Here is a 6,477-nt window from a genome sequence, read left to right on the forward strand (position 1 = left end):
GTTTACAGACTCCTTTCAGAATGGTGTGTGGTAACTTCATTCTACCAGAGATCTGCAAACCATGTCTCTTTTTATCCTCTATTCAATTTGCGCAACTTATCTTACATTATCAAGATGGTGGACGCCACCTTGTTCCGTGCCTCTACCAGTTCCAATACATCACGGGCTTTCGCCTCCTTGAGGGGGTAAAGCAGCCATTCGTCAGAATGAGTAGCTTCTCCTTCTGGAGTTTTTTCATATAGTTCCGGTTAGTTCCGTTGGCCCAGACCACAGAGATATCCACCAGCAAATTCGTCAGACGGGATGTATCGCACAGAGTAAAAGCTACGGCTGATGGCCATACCAAGCGCACAGGCGAGATAGGTCTGGCCGGCCCCGGTGGGCCCAGAATGATAATATTATGCGCCTCATGAAGATAGGCACAGGAGGCCAGACGCAGGATTTGTTCCCGATCCAGCTTTCGTTCCAGCAGATACTCGATATTCTCTACACAGGCGGCAGGGTCTGCATATCCGGCATTCCGAATGAGGCGGGGCAGGCGATTGCTTTTTCGGGTACTCCACTCAGCATCTACCCACATGGTAAGCGGGTCCTCAAAAGGAAGTGTCTGATATTGCGAGTCTGCCAGCTGGGTGGAAAGGGTATCTGCCATGACGCTTAGGCGCATTTCCTGCAGCTTGCGTACCGTTTCTGGAGTGATACAATAAAACCGTACACCCAAGGTGATATAATGAATCTAAGAAAGGGTGTAGTAGATGGGACGGAAATACACGGAAGAATATAAAGCCGATGTGCTGAAACTGGCCGATGAAATCGGAGTGAGCGCGGCGTGCCGGCGGCTTGGCATCTCCACGAAGACCGTATACAACTGGCGTCGGGCAGAGCGGCTCGCCAGTGGTCAGATTCGTGGCGTACAACCCGGAGAAACACCGGAACAGGCCATCACGCGGCTGACACATGAGCTGCATCAACTGCACGAAGCAAACTATATTCTTCGGAAAGCGCTGGGTTTTATGGCGGGTCGATAACCGGTGTTCGCCCGCGACAGTTATACGCATGGATCGAAGCCAATCATCAGAACAGCAGTATTGCATTGTGCTGTCAGACGCTCGGCGTACGCCGGGAAGGGTATTATGATTGGAAACGCAGAGCAGTGCATACAGATCGCGACGCGGAAACGGTATCGGCCCTGAAGCAATTACGACAACAGCATCCGTGTTACGGTGTGCGCAGCCTGCGGGACGCACTGCCGGAAACACAACGTCCAAGCTATGGAAAATGTTATCGGCTATGCAAAGAGAATCATCTGTTGATGCACAAAAAGCGTCCAAATAGCCTGACAAAGGCCGATTCCTACACGTCACAGAACGATGATCTGGTGCGGCGGGATTTTACTGCGCCCGCGCCCGGAACAAAGTACATCAGCGATATGACCGAAATCAAATGTGCAGACGGCAAACTGTATCTTGCCGCAATTCTGGACTGTTTTGATGGCGCGGTAGTCGGTTATGCAATGCGCCCCCATATGCGCGCCAGCTTATGCTGCGATGCGTTTCGCAATGCAGTTTCCCGCTATGGTTATCAAACCGGTTTGATTCTTCATTCTGATCATGGCAGCCAATACACCAGCCAGGAATACCGTACGCTGCTCGCTCAGCATGAATCCATTCGTCAGAGTATGGGACGCACACATTGCTGTTTTGACAATGCGCGGATGGAAAGTTTTTTTGCAACCCTCAAAAAGGAGTTGATTTATCGGCTTGACTGCGTTTCTATGAAACGGGAGCAGGTTCGACAGTTGATTTTTCGCTGGATCGAAACGTATTACAATCGCCTCCGACGCAACACCGCCAATGAGGATAATCTGCCTCCGCTTGTTAAGCGTTTGCGGTGGATACAAAAACGGAGTCAGGTCGCCTGATGGAGTAAATTGGGTGTGCGGTTTTCTTGACTATTCCACATGTAGATTGTGTGTGCAAGCAGAGTCTCGTTGCTTTTTCGGAACGCTATAGAAAATGGTGCAAACGCCACGGTTATTTCTTTAAGCAGGGTAACGTCGAAGAAGTGTACGCGCTGACTAAGAATGCTGTGGAGCTGGTTCCTAAATCTAATGTGATCAAGGTACTCGTGCAAGAGGCGGCAAACCAACTCACCAGTATTTCTCGATCCGTTGAGGCCTACCGCACAAAAATGGAGCATCTTGCATCCATGCTGCTGGAGTATCATGTGGTAATGGAGATATATGGCGTTGTTAAGTCCTTTGGCCCGTAGCTCAAAGCTGAGATTGGCGATGTTCGCCGCCTTGACCGCAAGCAGGCAGTGGTTGTCTTTTCCGGTATTGACCTCATGCCTAACCAGTCTGGTGAAAAGAATGTGCGCAGCAACAAATCCTCAAAGTTGGGCTCTCCTTGTCTCCGCAAAACATTATTCAATGTTATTCGCGTCTACCTAAGATGCACCCTGCAACAAAAACCTGTATTCCAATTTCTTGATCGTAAACGCTCTGAAGGCAAACCTTACTACGTCTACATGACTGCTGCAGCTAACAAATTCCGCCGCCGGTATTATGCAAAGGTGCGGGATTATCTCATTCGACAACCTGCCTCCAGTGGATATGGATTCCACAAGTTTGCCACAAAATCATTGATCCTGCTATACTGACTACTTTTTTAAGCCAGCACCCCGCGGTGGCTTTCTCACGTTGCCTACTTTACTCTGTCTGCCATTTGCAATATTTTTTTCATCATGTTCTGTCTTGCGCTTGACTTTTTATTTGCAGGTTTTGTATCATGATCGTCCTGACAACTTTCATTTTACAGGAGCCATAATGGCTTGTCTATTGCTTCATTGCTTTTGCGAATTCAGTTATACGCTATCAGCTTACGCTACTTGCAATATAACTGGAATCAGATATAATAAATTGGGAAAAGCAATCATCTGTCTGGAAGAACAGACAAAAAGGCATGCAAGCGACATACAGTACGAAACGGAGGCGACTGTTATGATTTACACCGTAACTCTCAATCCCTCGCTGGACTATCTGGTTTATACGGACACGTTCCGAGCCGGGAAACTGTGCCGAACGAGCGGTGAAACGCTGCACCCGGGCGGCAAGGGCGTTAATGTTTCGCTGGTCTGTGCGGTGCTCGGGCTGCCGACGCGGGCGCTCGGTTTTATCGCCGGACGGACGGGCGCGCTGTTCGCGTCACTGCTCGCAGAGACCGGCGTGGAATATGACTTCTGCCGTTTGGACGAGGGCATGACGCGTATTAATGTCAAGGTGTGCGCGCGGGAGCAGACCGAGCTCAATGGTGCCGGCCCACAGATCCCGCCTGAAGCGCTGGAGCGGCTGGCAGAAGCGCTGGACATGCTGGGCGAAGATGACTGGCTGGTGCTGTCTGGATCAGTGCCTGCGGGCGTACCGGCGGACATTTATGCCAGATTGCTGGAGCGTGTACATAAAAACGGCGTTCGGACGGTGCTGGACACTTCGGGTGATGCACTGAAGAATGCGCTGCCGTGCGCGCCGGATCTCATCAAGCCCAATCTGGACGAGTTGGACGCGCTGGTCGGGGGCGCGCCGCACAATCCGGCTGGTATCGCGGCCTGTGCGCGCGAATTGCAGGCGGCTGGAGCGAAGGATATCTTGATTTCCTGCGGTGCGCAGGGAGCGGTTCTGGTGCCTGCGGATGGCTTGGCGCTGTACTTGGAGGCAACGCAGGGCGAGGTGGTGCAGTCGGTCGGTTCGGGCGACTCGATGGCTGCGGGCTGGCTGTACGCACGCGCCAATGGCCTTTCTGCGGCCGAGACGCTGCGTTATGCAGTGGCGGCGGGCAGTGCGGCGGCGTTTTCCGAATGGCTGCCCAATCGTGCCAAAATCGAGGAGACACTCGCTAAAACGGGTATGCCGCAGCCGATTTGAGCAGAAATTGCCCGGTGTATGCAAGTATGGCGTTGTCAGTGACTATACTAAAGAGAAGCAAGAGAAAGGTATGGATATGTTATGAGCGTAACGACCCGTGTTTGGATTGCGGGGGCAGGCGGACGGCTGGGCTCCGCGCTGTGTCATCGGTTTGACCGCAATACAGAATGCAAGCTGGTGACCAGCGATCGGGATGTGCCGGTGGAGGATGGCAAACAGGTGGGGCGGTTTGCGGATCTCAACCACCCGGATGTGATTATTAACTGCGCGGGCCTGACCGACGTGCGCCGCTGCGAGGACTGTCCGGAGGAAGCCTACAAAATAAACGCGCTTGGCGCGCGCAATCTGGCGGTGGCGGCGCGGCGTATCGACGCGAAGCTCATTCAGATTTCGACCGATGACGTGTTTGACGGCACGGCTGGTTCCGCGCTGTGCGAGTTTGACGATGCGCACCCGGTCACCATGTACGGCAAAAGCAAATACGCGGGAGAAAAGATGGTGCGCGAGCTGACGGATAAGCACGTCATTGTGCGTTCTTCATGGCTGTACGGCGCGGGGACGTATGATTTTATCGATCAGGTGCTGGAGGCGGCGGCGCGTGGTGAAACCGTGCGGCTGCCGGGGGATGAAATTTCTTCCCCAACCTCTGCGGATGCGCTGGCGGGCTTCATTGAATACCTGATTACCGCGCGTGAATATGGCCTGTATCATGCCTCTTGTGAGGGGATGTGCTCGCGCGCGGAGTTTGCGCATGAGATCCTGCGCCTGAGTGGCTACACAGATGTACCGGTGGAATCGACGGCGGAGGGAGAGACACTGCGTCCGCGGTTCACGCTGCTGGACAATATGATGATGCGCATTACCGGTATCTATCAGATGCCGGAATGGAAGCAGGCATTGGCTGACTATCTGTCCGACCGGCAGACAGGAGGGCAGGCATGAGCGAAACGGTAAACAACAAGAAAATCGGCCTGACTACCAAAATTTTTATCGCGCTGCTGCTCGGCGCGGCGGTGGGGGCGTTGCTGCATGCCTTTGCGGCGGACATTCCTGCAGTGCAGAATATTCTGGTAGGCGGGGTGTTTTACGTCATCGGGCAGGGCTTTATTCGCTTGATGCAGATGCTGGTTGTGCCGCTGGTGTTCTGTTCGCTGGTTTGTGGTGCGGCCGCCATTGGCGACACCAAAACACTGGGCAAGGTTGGTGTCAAAACGATAGGGTTTTATCTGGTTACGACCATGCTGGCTGTGGCGGTGGCGTTGAGTGTGGCATCCATTGTGAATCCGGGACTGGGACTGGATATGTCGCAGGTGCAGACAGCGGAGACAACAATCAGCGAAAGCTCGATGAGTATGAGTGAAACGCTGCTGAACATCATTCCGAAAAACCCGATTGAGGCGCTTGCGACGGGCAATATGCTGCAAATCATTTTGTTTGCGCTGATTGTCGGTCTGCTTCTGGCCAAATTGCAGGATAAGGTGCAGCTCATTACAAACTTTTTTCAGCAGGGCAATGATATCATGATGGAAATGACCATGATGATTATGCGCGCGGCCCCCATTGGCGTATTCTGCCTGATTGCGAAAACCTTTTCCGAGTTGGGCTTTTCCGCGATGGTGCCGATGTTCAAATATATGGGCGCAGTGCTGCTGGCGCTGGTGGTGCAGTGCCTTGGTGTCTATCAGATTTTGCTCAAGCTGTTCACTGGGCTTAACCCATTCCGATTTATCCGCAAGTTTGCACCGGTCATGGGCTTTGCGTTCTCGACGGCAACCTCAAACGCGACCATTCCGCTTTCCATCGAGACGCTGGAGGAGAAGGTCGGCGTGTCCCGCCGCATTTCATCCTTTACCATTCCGCTGGGCGCGACCATCAATATGGATGGCACGTCCATCATGCAGGGCGTGGCGGTCGTATTTGTCGCGCAGGCGTTCGGCATTGCACTCACCCCGGCGGACTATCTGACGGTCATTGCCACCGCAACGCTTGCATCGATTGGAACAGCCGGCGTGCCCAGCGTGGGCCTGATCACCTTGGCGATGGTGTTTGACTCGGTCGGTCTGCCGGTTGCAGGCATCGGCCTTATTATGGGCATTGATCGAATTCTGGATATGGCGCGCACGGCGGTCAATATCACGGGCGACGCGGTCTGTACGACGATTGTGGCGCATCAGGACGGTGCACTCGATAAAAAGGTGTTTAATAAAAAATGAGGGCAGAACGGGATACCACGTTTGACACGCGGTGTCCTGTCTGGTATAATCATGCTATGCCGCCATGGCGGAACTGGTAGACGCAGGGGACTTAAAATCCCCCGGTAGCGATACTGTGCCGGTTCGATTCCGGCTGGCGGCACCAAACCGGAGACGAGAGCGTTCTCGTCTCCGGTTTTCTATGTGCCGCAAGGCAGAAAGCGACACATGAAAATAAAACAAACTTTTTTGGAAAAAGGTGTTGACAAAAGTCGGAAAGGGGAGTATACTAATCAAGCTGCTTCGGTGAGAGGCGGCGGGGTCGAAAAAGTTTGAAAAGAAATGAAAAAAGTTCTTGACAAA

The 6,477-nt window shown here is 53.1% G+C and carries 8 protein-coding genes and 1 tRNA gene; 8 read left to right on the forward strand and 1 reads right to left on the reverse strand.

All coding sequences use genetic code 11. The features are described 5' to 3' along the window. Window positions 1-142 precede the first annotated feature (142 nt). Complete coding sequence (locus ACTQ3V_RS15125) at window positions 143-667, reverse strand: ATP-binding protein (RefSeq protein WP_441468235.1); 525 nt, start codon at window positions 665-667, stop codon at window positions 143-145. 88 nt (window positions 668-755) lie between these two features. Here ACTQ3V_RS15125 and ACTQ3V_RS15130 point away from each other — a divergent pair, with 88 nt between their 5' ends. The 8 genes from ACTQ3V_RS15130 (at window position 756) to ACTQ3V_RS15165 (ending at window position 6,280) form a co-directional block, all read left to right on the forward strand. Further along, window positions 756-1,028: a transposase gene (locus tag ACTQ3V_RS15130; RefSeq protein ID WP_441468207.1), complete on the forward strand. Its 273-nt coding sequence runs from the start codon at window positions 756-758 to the stop codon at window positions 1,026-1,028. Then, window positions 1,025-1,921: an IS3 family transposase gene (locus ACTQ3V_RS15135; RefSeq protein ID WP_441468240.1), complete on the forward strand. Its 897-nt coding sequence runs from the start codon at window positions 1,025-1,027 to the stop codon at window positions 1,919-1,921. Before ACTQ3V_RS15130 ends, ACTQ3V_RS15135 begins: the two co-directional genes overlap by 4 nt. 143 nt (window positions 1,922-2,064) lie before the next feature. Further along, on the forward strand, window positions 2,065-2,271 hold the full coding sequence (locus ACTQ3V_RS15140; RefSeq protein WP_441468236.1) for a hypothetical protein: 207 nt from the start codon (window positions 2,065-2,067) through the stop codon (window positions 2,269-2,271). Window positions 2,272-2,283: 12 nt separating this feature from the next. Beyond that, window positions 2,284-2,661 carry a transposase gene (locus ACTQ3V_RS15145; RefSeq protein WP_441468241.1) on the forward strand — a complete coding sequence of 126 codons (378 nt, stop codon included), beginning with the start codon at window positions 2,284-2,286 and terminating at the stop codon, window positions 2,659-2,661. Between the two features lie 340 nt (window positions 2,662-3,001). Continuing rightward, on the forward strand, window positions 3,002-3,922 hold the full coding sequence (gene pfkB, locus ACTQ3V_RS15150) for a 1-phosphofructokinase (RefSeq protein ID WP_441468237.1): 921 nt from the start codon (window positions 3,002-3,004) through the stop codon (window positions 3,920-3,922). A gap of 81 nt (window positions 3,923-4,003) precedes the next feature. Beyond that, the gene (gene rfbD, locus ACTQ3V_RS15155; RefSeq protein WP_441468238.1) at window positions 4,004-4,864 is read left to right on the forward strand and encodes a dTDP-4-dehydrorhamnose reductase; all 861 of its coding nucleotides are present in this window, start codon (window positions 4,004-4,006) and stop codon (window positions 4,862-4,864) included. Next, entirely contained in the window at window positions 4,861-6,135 is a 1,275-nt protein-coding gene (locus ACTQ3V_RS15160) for a dicarboxylate/amino acid:cation symporter (RefSeq protein WP_441468239.1), read from the forward strand. Before rfbD ends, ACTQ3V_RS15160 begins: the two co-directional genes overlap by 4 nt. Before the next feature lie 58 nt (window positions 6,136-6,193). Then, window positions 6,194-6,280 (forward strand) — tRNA-Leu (locus ACTQ3V_RS15165). Window positions 6,281-6,477: the final 197 nt, after the last annotated feature.

Origin of the sequence: Candidatus Agathobaculum pullicola, from assembly GCF_052117205.1 — a bacterium.
Classification (GTDB): domain Bacteria; phylum Bacillota; class Clostridia; order Oscillospirales; family Butyricicoccaceae; genus Agathobaculum; species Agathobaculum pullicola.